This is a genomic window from Pedomonas mirosovicensis (genome assembly GCF_022569295.1).
GTDB lineage: Bacteria > Pseudomonadota > Alphaproteobacteria > Sphingomonadales > Sphingomonadaceae > Pedomonas > Pedomonas mirosovicensis.
Window position 1 is genome coordinate 1251371 of the sequence record NZ_JAKFIA010000001.1, and the last position, 15809, is coordinate 1267179.

Here is a 15809-nt window from a genome sequence, read left to right on the forward strand (position 1 = left end):
GTGTCACGCCCGTAAGTGGGATTGTTTCGCCAGATCACTCAAGATCGATGCGGGTGGCGGCGAGGCGGGTGACTTCCCGCTCGTCGTGGGTGACGTAGAGGATCGGCAGGCGGAAGGTGTCGCGCAGCTGCTCGATAAGCACGAGGATTTCCTCTTTCCGCGCCCGGTCTAGCGAGGCCAACGGCTCGTCCATCAAGAGGAAGCGCGGACTGGCTAGTAAGGCCCGGCCGATGGCGACGCGCTGGGCCTCGCCGCCGGAAAGGGTGGCGGGGCGGCGATCGAGCAAATGGCGCAGGCCGAGGAAATCGAGCACATCCGCCAGATCGACGTAGCGATCCGCAGGCGGGGTGAGGTCGTGGCCGTAGAGCAGATTGGCGCGCACGTTCATGTGCGGGAACAGGCGGCCATCCTGAAAGATATAGCCGACGCGGCGGGCCTCCGGCGGCAGGTCGATGCCCCGTTCGCTGTCGAACAGCACCGTACCGCCGACAAGGATGCGGCCTTTATCGGGCCGCAGCACGCCCGCCACCATGTGCAGCACGCTGGTTTTCCCCGCGCCGGAGGGGCCGAACAGGGCGGTCAAGCCTTCGCCCGCCGTGAAGGCGGTGGCGATGCGGCGCTCGCCCAGCTGCTTGATAACGTCAACCTCAATCGACATGGCTGCGCCTCCTCTGGTGGAAGCGCTCGCTCAGCGCCTCGGCGGCGAAGAGCGCCACCATGGAGAGGACGATCGCGAGGATGGAGAGGCGCAGCACCTGATTTTCCGCCCCCGGCACCTGCAGGAAGGCGAAGATGGCGAGCGCGAGGGTTTGCGTCTCGCCCGGAATGTTGGAGGCGAAGGTGATGGTTGCGCCGAACTCGCCCAGAGCCTTGGCGAAGCCGAGGATCGCGCCCGCGCACACGCCCGGCAAGGCGAGCGGCAGGGTGATGGTGAAGAACACCCGCCATCGGCGCGCGCCCAGCGTTCGGGCGGCGATCTCCAGCCGGGGATCGATGGCTTCCAGCGACAGGCGGATGGAGCGCACCATGAAGGGCAGGCCCATGATGCCCGCCGCCAGCGCCGCGCCGGTCCAGCGGAAGGCCAGCGTGATGCCGAACAGGCTCTCCAGCAGCTGGCCGATAGGGCCGGTGCGGCCGAAGGCGAGCAGCAGCAGGTAACCGGTGACGACGGGCGGCAGCACCAGCGGGAGGTGAACGAGGCCGTTCAGCAGTCCCTTGCCCCAGAAGCGGCAGCGGGCAAGGGCATAGGCGAGGGCGAAGGCAACCGGCAGGCCACCGAGCATGGCCCACAGCGCCACCTTGAGGCTGAGACTGAGCGCGTCCCATTCAGCGGGGGTGAGCTGGGGCCCCATGCCTCTTACAGCACTTCAAAGCCGAATTTGCGGAAGTGCGCCTTGCCGGCATCCGACAGCAGGAACGCGCGGAAGGCGCGGCTTTCGGGGGTGTCGTGCCCCTTCAGAATGCCAAGAACATAGCGGATCGGCGGATGCAGGGCCTCCGGGAAGGTGCCGGCGATGACGACCTTGCGGGAGGCGGCGGCGTCGGTGGAATAGACGATGCCGGCGTTGGCCTCGGCGCGCTCCACATAGGCGAGCGCGGCGCGCACGCTCTCGGCGCGGGCAATGCGAGGCGCGAGGCGCTGCCACAGGCCCAGCTTCTCCAGCGCGGCCTTGCCGTAGCGGCCGGCAGGCACGGCGTCGGGATCGGCCATGGCGAGGCGGCCCTTGCCCAGGCGGGCAGGCCACTGCGTTTTCGTGAGGTCTGCCTTGAACGGCTGGCTGGCCGGGGCAATGAGCACCAGCCGGTTGGAGAGGAAATCTGTGCGCGTGCCGGGCGACAGCAGCTTCCGGGCATCCAGATAATCCATCCAGGCCATATCGGCCGAGAGGAACAGGTCGGCTGGCGCGCCGCGCTCGATCTGGCGGGCGAGCGTTGAGGAACCCGCAAAGGCGAGGCGCGGGCGCGGATGACCGGCCTTGGCGTAGGCATCGGCCGCGCTGTTCAGCGCTTCCTGCAGGCTGGCGGCGGCGAAGACGAGTGCGGGCTGGCCCTTGGCGGGCGCGGCGAAGACCGCGCGGGGCAGGATAACGAATGCCAGCGCCAACCCCAGGGCGGCAACGAGGATCGCCTGCACGATGCGGCAGGAGAGGTGCGACGGGGGCGGAAAGCCCTGGCGGCGCGTGGGGCGGTGCATGGTCGTCATTTGCCGGATCTATAAAGGGCGCCGCCGCCGCGCGCCAGACCCCGCGCCGCCGCAAGGGCTTAAGGGGCCGGCTGCCGTGCTGTCGGCTCAGGCGTCGGCTTCGGCCTTCTGTTGCTGACACATGCCGAGCAGGGCCATGAACTGGCGCCGGTCGAGAGGCTTGGGCAGATAGCCGGTCATGCCCGCCGCCGCGCAGTTGCCCGCCTCTTCCTCTTCCGAATTGGCGGTCATGGCGATGATGGGAAGGTCGGCATAGGGCCCGCCCAGCGCCCGGATGGCGCGGCAGGCCTCCAGTCCCGACATCTCCGGCATCCGGATGTCCATAAGGACGAGATCGAAGCGGTCCTCCTGCACGGCGCGTACGGCTGCCGCTCCATCGCCCACGATAATGCAGCTGTGCCCGGCAATATGCAGCAGGGTTTTGACAAGCAGCTGGTTGACCGAGTTGTCTTCCGCCACCAGAACGTGCAGACGCCCGGCCATCGCAACAGCCGCCTCCCCGAGCGCAGACCGTTTGTCTGCGTCGGCATGCCCCGATGCATACTCAACGAAATACATCATCGACCCGCTCCCCCGTTGCTGTTGGTCGATAGTTACAGAAACACGCAACTAAGCCCCCGAAACAAGGATAAGATCATAGCAACCATTACTTGACAACCCTTGGGCGAGAAATTTGATTGCTTCTCGTAACGTCGGAAGGATGGCGGGTTTTTAATACTGCGGTATTATTACAAGTATGCAACGTAGGGGCGTTAGCCTTCTATTTCAGTGGCTTAGCACGGGTAGTATTAAGCTGACGCGGGTTCCCCCATATGTTGCGCTGCGAAGAACGGTCCAGGATGGATCGTTAATTTCTTCAGCGCGGGGTGTTTCAACAACGACGATCGTCTCGGGGCTTACCCAATTCTGGTAGGCCAGCTGCGCCAGGGTGGGCCCCACCAGGCTCTTACCGTAGGGCGGGTCCATGAAAATCAGGTCGTATGGCTCGGCCGCCGGCGGCAGGGAGGTGGCCGGGCGGTTGAGCACCTGAATGCGATCGCCGGCCTGAAGCGCGGCGGCGTTCTGCTCCACGAGGCGGCAGGAGGCGCGGGCGCTGTCGACGAAGGTGACGTGTTCGGCCCCGCGCGACAGGGCTTCCAAACCCAGCGCGCCGCTGCCGGAGAAGATGTCCGCCACCCTGAGGCCCGCAAAGCCACCGAGGCGCGCCTGGATCATGCTGAACAGCGCCTCGCGCACCCGGTCGGTGGTAGGGCGCACGGCGTCATCGGGCGGGGAGAGCAGCTTTCGCCCCCGCCACTGGCCGGCAATGATTCTCATGGCTTGCGGCCCCGAGGCTTTGAATTGCTGCGGGGCTTGGGCTTGCCGCTGATCTTCGGCTTGGCCCAGCCGGGCTTGCGCTCCAGCTTCTTGCGGCCAAGCTCGCCCGTCTCTGCCGTTGCCGGGCGGGGGAGGCGCTGAGCGTGCCCTTGCGGGGCGTGCGTGCGGCCGGTTTGGCGGGCTTGCCTGCTTGCGGCCGCTCGCGCCCCGTTTGCGGGGCGGCAGGCTTGCCGGTGCGCGCTTCCGTATTGCGCTTTTCGGCCTGACGGGCCTCGGCGGTGCGGGTCTGGCGGCGGATGAGGCGCACCGGTTCGGCGGCAGCCTCCGCCTCCGGCATTGCGGAAGCAGCGCCGCGCGGCGCGCGGCGGCGAGCCTCATCCCGCGTGTCGCGGCCTCGGCCCTTGGGCGATGCCCCCTTGGGGGAGGCAGGGGCGGACGCGGATGCTTCCGCTTCCCGGCGATGGTGCGGCGGGGTGAAGAACTCCTCGCGGCGGCGGGGCATGGTATCCTCCACCTCGAAGCCCGGCGGCGGGAGCAGATCGCCCGGCACGCCCGGAATGGCGCCGGGGCTGATCTCCTGCACCTCGCCATCGCGCAGGCCATCGAGCGTGAAGGGGCCATAATCGGTGCGGATAAGGCGGGAGACCTGAAGGCCGAGATGACCGAGGACGTTGCGGACTTCGCGGTTCTTGCCCTCGCGGATCTTCACCGCAATCCAGTGGGTAAGGCCGTGGCTGCTCTCCACCTCGGTGTTGATGGAGCCGTAGCGCACGCCGTCGATGGTGATGCCCTCGATGAGATCGGCCAGCGCGTTGTAGTCGATCCGGCCGCGCACGCGGGCGCGGTAGATGCGCTCCACCGAATTGGCGGGCAGCTCCAGCCAGCGCTTCAGCTCGCCGTTGTTGGTGAGCAGCAGCAAGCCTTCGGTGTTGTAATCGAGCCGCCCGATGGTGACGACGCGCGGCATCCCCTTGGGCAGCAGGTCGTAGATGGTGGGGCGGCCCTCGGGGTCGCGCACGGTGGTGAGGCACCCGGCAGGCTTGAAAAACCGCCACAGGCGGGTGGGCTCCACATCGGAGACGGGCTTGCCGTCGACGGCGACGCCTTCAAGGCTGGTGAGGATGGTGGCGGGCGTGGTCAGCACCTCGCCGTTCAGCGCCACCCGGCCTTCGAGAATCATCCGCTCCACGTCGCGGCGGCTGCCGACGCCGGCGCGGGCCAGCAGCTTGGCGATGCGCTGGGGTTCGTGCGCCTCGAACCGGGGCTCGGCCTTGGGTGCGCGCGCCGAGGCTGCCCGGCCCTTAGCGCGCGGCTCCCGCCCGGCCGATTCGGCGCGGGCGCGGCCGGGAGCCTTGGTGGGGCGGGAAGCGGTTGAAACCGGAGGACGGAACTTGCGCGACATGATGAACCGCTGAGCCTTCTGATTTTGGTCGGGACGCCGGGGGAGCATCCATAGTTCGAGAATGAGCCCATGTCTCGAAAAGACTCGATTGACCGGGCTAGAGTCGTCTCTATAGTGCGCTGCGCCAAGTCCGGTGCCCCTGTGGTGGAATTGGTAGACACGCTTGACTCAAAATCAAGTGGCGGAAACGTCGTGCTGGTTCGAGTCCGGCCAGGGGCACCAATCTCGGCCTGATATGGCCGCCAATTTTCAAAAACCCATCCGGAACCTATCGCCTGAACCGCAAGCCGCGCCACAGGTGATCGGGTCTGCGTGCCGCGCTGACGCGCAAGATGGCCACGCTTCGCCTGTGCGCTGGAACACAGAGTAATTCGGCTCGTTTGGATCGATCCGGGCTCTCTCGCCGAGAAGGGAGCCGGCTATCGGCATCTCAAGTGAAGGTACGCTCTCTGTGTTCATCCAAATCTTGCGGATCAGCCGCTCCCTGCACAAGCAGGAGGCGTGTGCATGACCATGCCTCAGATGGCTCAGCGCTCCACGACAGTTTCAGGTTGCATGCGCGTTATCGAGACCGGGGTGTACAGGGGGCCCCATGTCTACGGCGACCTGCCCATGATCCGCATTATGCTGGACCTGGGGCCGCTGGAGCTGCACCCGACCAACACCCTGCCGGATTTTAACCAGCGTCTGCTGACGCTGCTGCCGGGCCTTGCCCAGCATGGATGCAGCTATGGCCGCCCCGGAGGGTTCGTCCACCGGCTTGAGGACGGAACCTGGCTTGGCCACGTGGTCGAGCATGTGGCGATTGAGTTGCAATCCCTCGCCGGGGTCTGCGTGACGCGGGGCAAGACCCGCTCGGTCAAGGGTTTCCCCGGCTATTATAATATCCTGTTCCATTATCACGACGAGCGGGTGGGCCTGCTGGCGGGCCGCCTGGCGTTGCAACTGGTCAACTCCCTGCTGCCCCAGATGCTGCGCGGCATCGAGGGGCTTGGCGTCGTGGGCAAGGGCATCGACGGCCCGGCGCTCGCGGAGCCCTTCGACCTGAACGCGGCGGTGGAGGCGCTGCGACGGCTGCACGAGCGCACGGCGCTGGGCCCGACCACCCGCGCGCTGGTGCAGGAAGCGGAACGGCGCGGCATTCCGGTGCTGCGGCTGGACGACAACAGCCTCGTGCAGCTGGGCTATGGCAAGTATCAGCAGCGGTTGCGGGCCAGCATCACCGGCCGCACCTCGAACATCGCCGTCGAGACCGCCAGCGACAAGGATCTGACCAAGAAGCTGCTGGACGAGGCCGGTCTGCCGGTGCCGCGCGGCATCGTGACCCGAACGCTGGAGGAGGCGCTGGAGGCCGCGCAGCGGCTCGGCTTTCCGGTGGTGACCAAGCCGCTTGATGGCAACCACGGCCGGGGCGTCAGCCTCGGCCTGATGACGCCGGAGCAGCTGGCCTGGGGCTTTGAGCAGGCGCGGCGGCATGGGCGGCAGGTCATCGTCGAGCAATACTGGCAGGGCCGGGACTACCGCATCCTCGTCGTCAACGGGGAGGTGGTGGCGGTCGCCGAGCGGGTGCCCGCCCAGGTGGTGGGCAATGGCGTGCACAGCATTCGCGAGTTGATCGACATCGTGAACGCGGACCCGCGGCGCGGCGAAGGCCATGAAAAGGTGATGACCCGCATCAAGGTGGACGACCATGTGCTCGACATGCTGGGCCGGGCCGGGCTGACGCTGGACAGCGTGCCCGCCTCGGGCATCTGCGTGCGCCTGCGCTCCACCGGCAACCTGTCGACCGGCGGCACGGCGATCGACAGGACGGATGTCATCCACCCGGACAATGCCTCCATCGCGCAGCGGGCGGCCCAGACCATCGGCCTTGATGTGGCGGGCATCGACTTCGTTGCGCCGGACATCGCCTTCTCCGTGCACGAGACGGGCGGCGGGATCATCGAGGTGAATGCCGCGCCCGGCTTCCGCATGCATCTGGAGCCATCCGAGGGGCCGGCGCGCAACGTGGCCCGGCCGGTGCTCGATATGCTGTTTCCGCGCGGCACGCCGAGCCGGGTGCCGATCTTCGCCATTACCGGTACCAACGGCAAATCGACGACGGCGCGGATGCTGACGCACATCCTGCGAAAATCCGGCCTCGTGGTCGGCTACACCACGACGAGCGGCGTCTATGTGAACGACGAGCGCATCGGCAAGTGGGATGCCAGCGGCCCGGCGAGCGCGCGGATGATCCTGCGCGATCCGCGCGTGGAAGCGGCGGTACTGGAGACGGCGCGCGGCGGTATCCTGCGCGAGGGGCTGGCGTTTGACAGCTGCGACGTGGGCGCGGCGCTGAACGTGCAGGCGGATCACCTGGGCCTCAAGGGGGTCGAGACGCTGGACGACCTGGCGTGGGTGAAGTCGGTGGTGGTGGAGGCCGTGCGCCGCAGCGGCTTCAGCATCCTGAACGCGGACGACGAACTGACCGCCGCCATGGCGCGGCGGGCCGGGGGGCGCATCGTCTACTTCTCCCTGAAGGGGCGGGCGGACTGGCCCGCGCCCTTGCGCGAGCACATCCTTGCCGGCGGCCTTGCCGTCACCCGCGAGCCGGGGGCGCATGGCGGCGATATCATTCTCCACGAGGATGGCGAGCGCCTGCCGCTGATGAATGCAGGCGATATTCCGGCAACGCTGGGCGGCGCGGCGGAGTTCAACATTCAGAACGCCATGGCGGCGGCGGCCATGGCCTTCGCCCACGGCGTGCCCATGCTGGTCATCCGCGCGGCGCTGGCCAGCTTCACCACCTCGTTCCAGCAGAACCCAGGCCGCCTGAACGTCTACGACGGCCATGGCTTCCGGGTCATTCTGGACTATGCCCACAACCCGGCGGGACTGTGCGCGTTGGGCGGCGTGGTGCGCCGCCTGCGCCCCGGCTATGGCCAGAGCATCGGCATGGTGAACATTCCCGGCGATCGGCGCGACGAGGACATGCGGGAGATGGGCGCGATCGCCGCCGGCATCTTCGATGTGATCGTCTTCCGCGAAGATCCGGCGCGCCGGGGCCGCCAGCCCGGCGAGATCGTGAAGTACTTGCGCGAAGGGGCTCTGGCGGCCGGTTTCCCGGCCGAGCGTATTCACTGCGTTCTTGAAGAGGATGACGCGGCGAACCTGTGCCTGACCCTGGCGCGGCCCGGTGATCTCGTGGTGCTGACCCCGACGGACGTGGAAGCCATGTGGCGGCAGATGCTCGCCTTCCGCCCGGCCACGGGCGGCGAAGCCGAAATCCTGGCCGCCCAGGCGCAGGCGGCGGGCATGGCGTAACGAGGGGAGAGGCCATGAGCCGCAAGTCGCGCAAGCCCAGCGAGGGCACGCTGGTCATCATCGGAGGCAAGGAGGACAAGGAGGGCGACGCTGAAATCCTGAGGGAGGTGGCGCAGCTTCTGGGCGGGGGGCGACTGGTCATTGCGACCGTCGCCTCCCACCACCCGGAGGGCTATTTCGAAGTCTATAAGGAGGTTTTCGCCAGATTCGGCGTGACGGATCTTGTCGAGCTGTATCTTCAGGACCGCAGCGAGGCCCAGGACCCGCAGAAGCTGCAAATGTTCGAAGGGGCCTCCGGCGTTTTCTTCTCAGGCGGCGACCAGCTTCGCATCAGCAGCCAGATCGGCGACACGCCGGTCGAGCAGCGGGTGCGGGAAATCTTCGAGATGGGCGGCGTCATCGCCGGCACGTCCGCCGGCGCCTCGGTGATGAGCGACACCATGTTGGTGAAGGGCAGCAATCGCGAGTCGCACCGCATCGGCGACCTGCACATGGCCCCCGGCCTCGGGCTGATCCGCAACGTGGTCATCGACCAGCACTTTGCCGAGCGCGGACGGATTGGCCGCCTGATCGGGGCGGTGGCGCATAACCCCCGGGTGCTGGGCATTGGCGTCGATGAGGATACCGCCGCCATCGCCCGCGGCCCGAAGCTGCGCGTGATCGGCCACGGGGCCGTCTATGTGGTCGATGGGGAAGGGGTGAGCCACTCCAACATCACCGAGGCCGAGCCCGAGCGGGTCCTCACCATGTTCGATGTGCGGATGCACGTGCTCAGCGCCGGGGACGGCTTCGACCTTGCCAGCCGCCGCCCTGTCGCCCCGCCGCCGGAAGCATAGGCGGCGGCCAACCCCTCCCTGTGATTTAATTGCAACAGCTCATTCGGTCGTTGCGCCGGCGTCACCGGAGTCTTCGAGACGTCATCGACCCGTCACCGACCTGCAATCCCGCGCGTGCAGTTGGCTCCCCGACGAACCGGCGGTGACCGGGGCGGCTGCAAGGGGCGGGATCGTCCGGGCGCGGATGGAGTGTTCTCGCTGTGTCGTTTTGCGGTGCGTGCCTGGTTTGCGGGACGTCGGTTTTTGTTCGTCTCGTCTGAATCAGGAGCTTGAAATGATTACCAAAAATCTGGTGACGGCACAGCAGCGGAAACGGCAGGGTTCTGCGCTGAGGCGCAGCACCGCGCTGGCGGCCCTCGTAATTGCCTCGGCGAGCGCGGGCGGGGCGATGGCCCAGTCCACGGCCTCTCAGATCGATGAAATCATCGTCAACGGCAGCCGGCCGCAGGCCGATCTGAACGGCCTGATCAAGGCCGAGGAAGCGGCCAAGACCCGCTCCACCATCACCCAGGAATATATCGGCCGTCAGGTGGCGGGCCAGTCGGTCCTCCAGACCATCAACCTCCTGCCGGGCGTGAACTTCACCAACAGCGACCCTTACGGCAACTCGGGCGGCAACCTGCGTATCCGCAGCTTTGACGGCAACCGCATCTCGCTGACGCTGGACGGCATTCCGCTCAACGACACGGGCAACTACGCCATCTATTCGAACCAGCAGGTCGACTCGGAAATCATCGAACGCGTGAACGTGAACCTGGGCACCACCGACGTGGACAGCCCGACCGCCTCGGCCACCGGCGGCACGGTCAACTACGTGACGATGACGCCGGGCAAGGACCTCTCCGTCACCCTTTCGCCGAGCATCGGCAGCCACGACTATCGCCGCATCTTCGGCATGGTGGAGACGGGCGAGTGGGGTTCGCTCGGCACCACCGCGTTCCTGGCCGGTTCGTACACCAAGTACGACAAGTTCAAGGGTCCGGGCACGATGGAGAAGAAGCAGGTCAACGCCCGCATCCACCAGCCGCTGGGCGGCGAGGACTTCATCGCCATCTCCGGTCACTTCAACTGGAACCGCAACAACTTCTACCGCAACCCGACGCTGAAGCAGTGGAAGGAGCTGGGGGACGATTTCGAGTACCTCTCCGAGTATGAGCGCGACGAGCCGACGGCGGGCGAGGCGGATATCGACCCCTCCAGCGGCGGCAACTTCTACGGGCTGAGCATCAACCCGTCGGATACGGGCAACATCCGCGCCCAGTCCCGCTTCAGCCTCGCGGACAACCTGATCCTGACCGTCGACCCGGCCTTCCAGTACGTGCTGGCCAACGGCGGCGGCAGCCAGCTGTTCAATGAGAACGACCCGCGCCTCATCGGCAACAGCGACGCCGCGGGCGTGGACCTGAACGGCGACGGCGACGTGCTGGACAGCGTGCGCCTCTACCGCCCCAACACCACCAACACCCGCCGGTTCATCGTCAACAGCTCGCTCATCTGGAACATCAACGATCAGAACCGCATCCGCTTCGCCTACACCTATGACCGTGGCCGCCACCGCCAGACTGGCGAGGCGGGCTACATCGAGGCGGACGGCCATCCGGAGAATGTGTTCGCCGGCCGCAACGGCGAGCCGGTCCACACCGCCGACGGCGACGTGCTGCGGACCCGCGACCGTAAGTCCATCGCGCTGCTCAACCAGATTTCGGCCGAGTATCAGCTGAAGCTGCTGGACGATAACCTGCGCTTCACCGCCGGCGTGCGCGCGCCGTTCTTCAAGCGCGAGCTGAACCAGTACTGCTACACCATCGGCGGCATCGCCTCCGCGCAGGGCTCGCACAACCAGAACCAGTACTGCACCACGGCGGACACCCTGCCGTCGAGCGTGAGCGCGCCGGTCATCGCCCCCTATGAGGCGACCCGCAAGTGGGACGACATCCTGCCGAACCTGGGCGTCTCCTACCGCTTCAACGAGGTGCACCAGATCTACGCCAGCTATGCCGAGGGCCTGTCCGCCCCGCGCACCGACAACCTCTATGGCCTCCAGATCGCCAACCCCGAGCCGGAGACCACCCAGTCGGTCGACGTGGGCTACCGCTACCAGAGCGGCCGGGTGATCGGCTCGACCGCGCTGTGGTACAGCAAGTTCAAGAACCGCATCGTCTCCTCCTACGACGAGGCGCTGAACCTGACCATCGACCGCAACGTCGGCAGCGTCGACCTGTGGGGCGTGGACGCGGAAGTGGGCTTCAAGGCGGCGGAAGGCCTGACCTTCTACCTCTCCGGCTCCTACATCAACAGCGAGGTCCAGCAGGACCTGCAGCTGGGCCCGGACAACTTTGCCCCGACCAAGGGCAAGGAACTGGTGGAAACGCCGGAATGGCAGTTCGGCGGCCGCGCCGAATACGCCGTCGGCAACTTTGCCGCCGGCGTGCAGGCCAAGTATGTGGGGTCGCGCTGGGCAACCGACATCAACGACGAGAAGGCGCCGTCCTACACCGTGGTTGACCTGGACGTGAGTTACGACCTGGCCGACCTGATGGGCGTGAAGGGCATGAAGCTCCAGTTCAACGTCATCAACCTGTTTGACGAGGAATATCTGGGCAACGTCAGCTCCCGCACCCGTGCCAGCCAGAACCCGACCTACTCGGTCGGCGCGCCGCGCACGGTCCAGGCGACGCTCAAGGCAACCTTCTAAATCCGCCTTTCATCTTAACTGCAGGACCTCCGGCCGGTCGGGACTCTCGACCGGCCGGTTCATTTCTGGCAAGTCTGCGTGCGGTTTGAATCACGGAGTTAGTGAATGCCCGTACGCGCCGAGCTTGCCGAACAGGCCACCCTGCCTGTCCGCAATCCCTTGCCCGGATTGGCCGCCGTCATCTTGCACATGGGTTGCATCGGCGCGAGCCTCGGCATTCTGGCCCCGCTGACCGCCCTGCGATTCCGGGAGTGGGGGGCGCAGTCGTGGGAGATCGGCCTGTCGGCCGCGATGACGGCGCTGGCGCTGCTCATCGTGCTGCCGATCGTGGCGCGGATGCCGCGCCTCAACCCGACGACGGTGATGGCGACCGGCTGCGCCGTGGGCGTGGTCGCGCTCGTCTCCATGCAGCTGCTGCCCTTCGTGTGGGCCTGGATCGGCCTGCGGCTGGTGGCGGCGCTGGGCCTCACCATGCCCTGGCTGCTGGGCGAAAGCTGGGTGAACCTGGCCGCCCCGCCGCACCTGCGCGGCCGGGTGGTGGCGGCCTATGCCTCCGCCTTCTTCGTGGGCTTCTCTTTGGGACCCATCACCATCGACGCGGTGGGCGCGAACGGCTGGCCGATCATTCTGGTGGGCATCGCCTTCCTCCTCGGCGCGACGCTGCCGCTCGTCATCGCCCGCAAATACGCGCCCCCGATTGCGCTGGAGGCCATTCGCAACCCCTGGCCGGTGCTGCGCCGCGCCAAGGTGGTGGCGCTGGCGGCTGTCGCCGCGGGCCTGACCGAGAGCCTGTGCTTCGGCCTGTTCGTCGTCTACGGCCTCGACCTTGGCTGGGGCACCTCCGCCTCGCTCTACGCCTATTCGGCGCTGCTGCTCGGCGGCATCCTGTTGCAATATCCCTTCGGCTGGCTGGCCGACCGCTGGAGCAAGGGGCGGATGCTGGCGGTGGTGGCGATCCTTACCATCGTCAGCGTAATTGCCCTCTCGTTCGTCACCATGCAGCCGACCCTTGCGCTGTTCTGGGCCTTTTTGCTCGGCGGCGGCGTGCTCGGCTTCTACTCGCTCGGCCTCACCCTGCTCGGCGAGAAGTTCGAAGGCGAGGACGTGATCCGCGCCAACACCGGGTTCCTCCTGGCCTACCAGAGCGGCGCGCTCATCGGCCCCTCGACCGGCGGGCTGGCCATGACCTTCCTCGGCCCGCTCGGTTTCACGCTGGTCATGGGTGCGGTCGGCCTGCTGCTGCTCGCCGTGACGCAGTGGCGGTTCTTCAAGCAGTAGAGGGACGCCTGTTTTGCAGGGGGTCTTGAACCCCTGCGCCCCCGTTCGTTTTGACGGCCGTGCACGTGGATAAGGACGGCGGCTTTGTGAGGGGGAGAGCGGGCCGCGCCTTTTTGCGGTCGTGAGCGCAGCAAGCGCTCCTTAAAATCATTCAACGAAATGTAGGGCTTGGGAGAGCGGGCGGTGCGGCAGGGACTGGGTGCGGTCCTTGAAGTCCCTCGCCTGCTTTCAGGCTGCGCCTGACACGCGGCCCGAAAACGAAGGGGGGTGTGGGGGATAAGTCCCCCACGAAACAAGCCCTTAAATTGAAACCATCTCAGCCGCCATGAGCCCGCGCAGGCTGTTGCCGAGGTAGAGGCGGCCGGTTTTCAGGTCTTCGGGCGTGAGAACCGCCTCGCGGGCGCGGCCTTGTTCGAGAAGTTCCTCGCGCAGCACGCCGGGCAGCAGGCCTGAGGCAAGGGGCGGGGTGAGAAGGAAGCCATCGCGCTCAAGGAAGACGTTGGTGAAGGAGCCTTCGGTCACCTCGCCGCGCGTGTTCAGGAACAGCACGTCGAAGCAGCCGGTTTGGCTTGCCAATCTCTGGCGGGCGGCGTCCAGCATCCGGCGGTGGGTGGTCTTGTGCAGGCGGAAGGGATCATCCGGGTTCACCGCCACGTCGGCGAGCGCCACCTTGATCGGCTGGGCGGGGGCGGGCGGCAGGGGCGCAGCTTGCACCGCGCAGCCGCCAAAGCGGGCGGCCAGCAGGCGCACGCGGGTGGGCCCGGTGAAGTGCCGGGCGGCCTCTTCGAGCGCGGCGCGCCAGCCTGCGGTGTTGACGGCAAAGCCCCAGTAACGGGCGGAGCTTTCGAGGCGCAGGAGGTGCCGGTCGAGCCGCGCGTAGCCAGTATCCGAATGCCCAGTGCCGGGGTGCCAGGCGAGGGTTTCGATGAGGTCGAACGGCGGCTGGTCGGCGGCGAGAAAGCGGCCTTTCAGCAGGCACTCCTGCCATTCGGCGGCGGGCGCGCTGTCCGCAACAAAGCCGCTGCCAAGGCCGAGGCGGGCCTTGCTGGGGCCGGTCAGCAGAAGGGTGCGGATGGCAACGTTGAAGCAGGCATCGCCCGGCTTGCCGTTTTCACCGGGGGCGAGCCAGCCGATGCTGCCGGTGTAGACACCGCGTGGGAAAGGCTCCAGCTCACTGATGATCTCCATGGCGCGGATCTTGGGCGCGCCGGTAATCGACCCGCAGGGGAAGAGGCGGCGGAGCACGTCGATGGCGTCCAGCCCTTCGGCCAGCTCGGCGGTGACGGTGGAGGTCATCTGGTGGACCGTCGGGTAGGTCTCGACCGTGAACAGCGCGGGCACCCGGACCGAGCCGGGGGCGGCCACGCGGGAGAGATCGTTGCGTAGCAAATCGACGATCATCAGGTTCTCGGCCCGGTTCTTCTCGTCGCCGGCAAGGGCGGCGGCGGCCGCTGCGTCTTCCGGGGCGGCGGGGCGGCGGGCGCTCGTGCCCTTCATCGGCCGGGCGGTGAGGCGGCCATCCTCCAACGCGAAGAACAGCTCGGGCGAGAGGGAGAGGAGCCAGCGCCTGCCCGTCCACAGGCAGGCGGCGTGGCGCGGGCGCTGGGCCTCGCGCAGGCGGCGGTAGAGCCCGAGGGGCGAGCCCTCGAAGGCGTAGTCCGCCGGGAAGGTGAGGTTGATCTGGTAGACATCTCCCGCCGCGATGTAGTCGGCGACGCGCCGGGCGGCGTCGGTGTAGGCGGCCTCATCGACGCGTGGCACGGCGGGGGCAGACGGCGGGGCGGGGCGCTGGCCGCGCCACCAGGTTTCCGCCTCCAGCGGGTCGACGAGGCGGCACTCGCGGAACAGGCCGAACCACGCCAGCGGCTCGCCTTCCGGCGCGCGGAAGCGGGGGGCAAGGCGCGGCTCCAGCAGCATACCTGCCTCGTAAGCGAGCCAGCCGCCGACGTGCAGGCCTTCGTTCAGCGCGGCGCGCACGGCCTCCAGCGCGGGCTCAAGCTCGGCGGGGTGCCGGACGGCGATGGATTTTTCGAGGCGGGTGAGTAGGCGCGCGGGGCCAGCTTCGGGGCCACGGGCGTCCTCGAAAAGCGCGAACGGCTGAAGGGGTTCAAGCGGCAACATTTGGAAAAGGCCGATAGCCTGCCAGGACGGGCGGCGCAATGGGCGGGCCTTGAACGAGATGCCCTAAACGGAAAAGGGCGGCCCGAGGGCCGCCCTTCCCGAAAGGCGTAAAGCCTGTCCGCTTAGAAGCGGAAGCCGATGCCGACCAGGGTCTGGTGCAGCTCAGCGCCGGCCTCGTAGTTCGAGTAGCGGTACTCGACGTTGCCGAACAGGTACTGGTTGAAGGCAACCTCAGCGCCCAGGCCCAGACGAACGCCGTCCAGCTCGACCGGGGTGTTCTCGATGCCCTGGTTGGTGTAGCCGACGAGGCCATAGACCATCGCCTGCTCAGCAACCTTAGTGCCGAGGCGAACGGTGGCGGACAGGTCGCGGCCGTAGGCGTCCTCGCCTTCCTGATACTCAACGGTGCCGCCGACGATCAGCTTGCCGAAAGCGTGGTCGTAGCCAGCGTTGAAGCCGTAGGTGAAGGTGTCATCACCCAGGAAGTCGTTGTCGGCCAGGCCGATGTTGAAGCCAACGCGCGGGCCGGTGAAGTCGGCAGCGAAAGCCGGGGCGGAAACGGTCATCGCGAGCAGCGATGCAGCAAGAAGCTTCTTCATGTGCAATTCCTTTACTCAAAACCCAATCGTTGCAGGGCCTTACAGGGGGAGGCCC

12 protein-coding genes and 1 tRNA gene are annotated in these 15809 nt (G+C 67.2%); 5 read left to right on the top strand and 8 right to left on the bottom strand.

What is annotated here, in order from left to right:
• Positions 1-34: 34 nt before the first annotated feature.
• From L0C21_RS05980 to L0C21_RS06005, 6 genes are all read right to left on the bottom strand, one after another.
• Positions 35-658 (bottom strand): molybdenum ABC transporter ATP-binding protein, encoded by a 624-nt coding sequence (locus L0C21_RS05980; protein ID WP_259277485.1) that lies wholly within the window; start codon positions 656-658, stop codon positions 35-37.
• The gene (gene modB, locus L0C21_RS05985; RefSeq protein ID WP_259277486.1) at positions 648-1352 is read right to left on the bottom strand and encodes a molybdate ABC transporter permease subunit; all 705 of its coding nucleotides are present in this window, start codon (positions 1350-1352) and stop codon (positions 648-650) included. The genes L0C21_RS05980 and modB overlap by 11 nt, the downstream gene beginning before the upstream one ends.
• A gap of 5 nt (positions 1353-1357) precedes the next feature.
• On the bottom strand, positions 1358-2203 hold the full coding sequence (modA, locus tag L0C21_RS05990; protein WP_259277487.1) for a molybdate ABC transporter substrate-binding protein: 846 nt from the start codon (positions 2201-2203) through the stop codon (positions 1358-1360).
• An 87-nt stretch (positions 2204-2290) separates the two neighbouring features.
• Positions 2291-2686, bottom strand: coding sequence for a response regulator (locus tag L0C21_RS05995; protein ID WP_259277488.1), 396 nt, complete (start codon positions 2684-2686; stop codon positions 2291-2293).
• Between the two features lie 282 nt (positions 2687-2968).
• The gene (gene rsmD, locus L0C21_RS06000; RefSeq protein WP_259277489.1) at positions 2969-3520 is read right to left on the bottom strand and encodes a 16S rRNA (guanine(966)-N(2))-methyltransferase RsmD; all 552 of its coding nucleotides are present in this window, start codon (positions 3518-3520) and stop codon (positions 2969-2971) included.
• Positions 3465-4922: a pseudouridine synthase gene (locus tag L0C21_RS06005; protein ID WP_259277490.1), complete on the bottom strand. Its 1458-nt coding sequence runs from the start codon at positions 4920-4922 to the stop codon at positions 3465-3467. Before L0C21_RS06005 ends, rsmD begins: the two co-directional genes overlap by 56 nt.
• Positions 4923-5057: 135 nt before the next feature.
• Here L0C21_RS06005 and L0C21_RS06010 point away from each other — a divergent pair.
• The 5 genes from L0C21_RS06010 to L0C21_RS06030 all read left to right on the top strand — a co-directional run bounded on the left by L0C21_RS06010 (position 5058) and on the right by L0C21_RS06030 (position 13034).
• A tRNA-Leu gene (locus L0C21_RS06010) sits at positions 5058-5144 on the top strand.
• Positions 5145-5429: 285 nt separating this feature from the next.
• Positions 5430-8225: a cyanophycin synthetase gene (cphA, locus tag L0C21_RS06015; RefSeq protein WP_259277491.1), complete on the top strand. Its 2796-nt coding sequence runs from the start codon at positions 5430-5432 to the stop codon at positions 8223-8225.
• A gap of 14 nt (positions 8226-8239) precedes the next feature.
• Entirely contained in the window at positions 8240-9061 is an 822-nt protein-coding gene (locus L0C21_RS06020) for a cyanophycinase (RefSeq protein WP_259277492.1), read from the top strand.
• Between the two features lie 274 nt (positions 9062-9335).
• The gene (locus L0C21_RS06025) at positions 9336-11756 is read left to right on the top strand and encodes a TonB-dependent receptor (RefSeq protein WP_259277493.1); all 2421 of its coding nucleotides are present in this window, start codon (positions 9336-9338) and stop codon (positions 11754-11756) included.
• Positions 11757-11861: 105 nt separating this feature from the next.
• Complete coding sequence (locus tag L0C21_RS06030) at positions 11862-13034, top strand: MFS transporter (protein WP_259277494.1); 1173 nt, start codon at positions 11862-11864, stop codon at positions 13032-13034.
• Between the two features lie 300 nt (positions 13035-13334).
• Here L0C21_RS06030 and pabB read toward each other — a convergent pair whose 3' ends face one another.
• Both pabB and L0C21_RS06040 read right to left on the bottom strand, forming a co-directional pair.
• Positions 13335-15155: an aminodeoxychorismate synthase component I gene (gene pabB, locus L0C21_RS06035; RefSeq protein ID WP_259277495.1), complete on the bottom strand. Its 1821-nt coding sequence runs from the start codon at positions 15153-15155 to the stop codon at positions 13335-13337.
• Between the two features lie 122 nt (positions 15156-15277).
• Entirely contained in the window at positions 15278-15754 is a 477-nt protein-coding gene (locus tag L0C21_RS06040) for an outer membrane beta-barrel protein (protein WP_259277496.1), read from the bottom strand.
• Positions 15755-15809 lie beyond the last annotated feature (55 nt).

What these genes read in the sequence shown, in the direction of transcription:
- L0C21_RS05980 (WP_259277485.1), bottom strand. Translation starts at nt 658, where the DNA reads ATGTCGATTGAGGTTGACGTTATCAAGCAGCTGGGCGAGCGCCGCATC.
- modB (WP_259277486.1), bottom strand. Translation starts at nt 1,352, where the DNA reads ATGGGGCCCCAGCTCACCCCCGCTGAATGGGACGCGCTCAGTCTCAGC.
- modA (WP_259277487.1), bottom strand. Translation starts at nt 2,203, where the DNA reads ATGACGACCATGCACCGCCCCACGCGCCGCCAGGGCTTTCCGCCCCCG.
- L0C21_RS05995 (WP_259277488.1), bottom strand. Translation starts at nt 2,686, where the DNA reads ATGGCCGGGCGTCTGCACGTTCTGGTGGCGGAAGACAACTCGGTCAAC.
- rsmD (WP_259277489.1), bottom strand. Translation starts at nt 3,520, where the DNA reads ATGAGAATCATTGCCGGCCAGTGGCGGGGGCGAAAGCTGCTCTCCCCG.
- L0C21_RS06005 (WP_259277490.1), bottom strand. Translation starts at nt 4,922, where the DNA reads ATGTCGCGCAAGTTCCGTCCTCCGGTTTCAACCGCTTCCCGCCCCACC.
- cphA (WP_259277491.1), top strand. Translation starts at nt 5,430, where the DNA reads ATGACCATGCCTCAGATGGCTCAGCGCTCCACGACAGTTTCAGGTTGC.
- L0C21_RS06020 (WP_259277492.1), top strand. Translation starts at nt 8,240, where the DNA reads ATGAGCCGCAAGTCGCGCAAGCCCAGCGAGGGCACGCTGGTCATCATC.
- L0C21_RS06025 (WP_259277493.1), top strand. Translation starts at nt 9,336, where the DNA reads ATGATTACCAAAAATCTGGTGACGGCACAGCAGCGGAAACGGCAGGGT.
- L0C21_RS06030 (WP_259277494.1), top strand. Translation starts at nt 11,862, where the DNA reads ATGCCCGTACGCGCCGAGCTTGCCGAACAGGCCACCCTGCCTGTCCGC.
- pabB (WP_259277495.1), bottom strand. Translation starts at nt 15,155, where the DNA reads ATGTTGCCGCTTGAACCCCTTCAGCCGTTCGCGCTTTTCGAGGACGCC.
- L0C21_RS06040 (WP_259277496.1), bottom strand. Translation starts at nt 15,754, where the DNA reads ATGAAGAAGCTTCTTGCTGCATCGCTGCTCGCGATGACCGTTTCCGCC.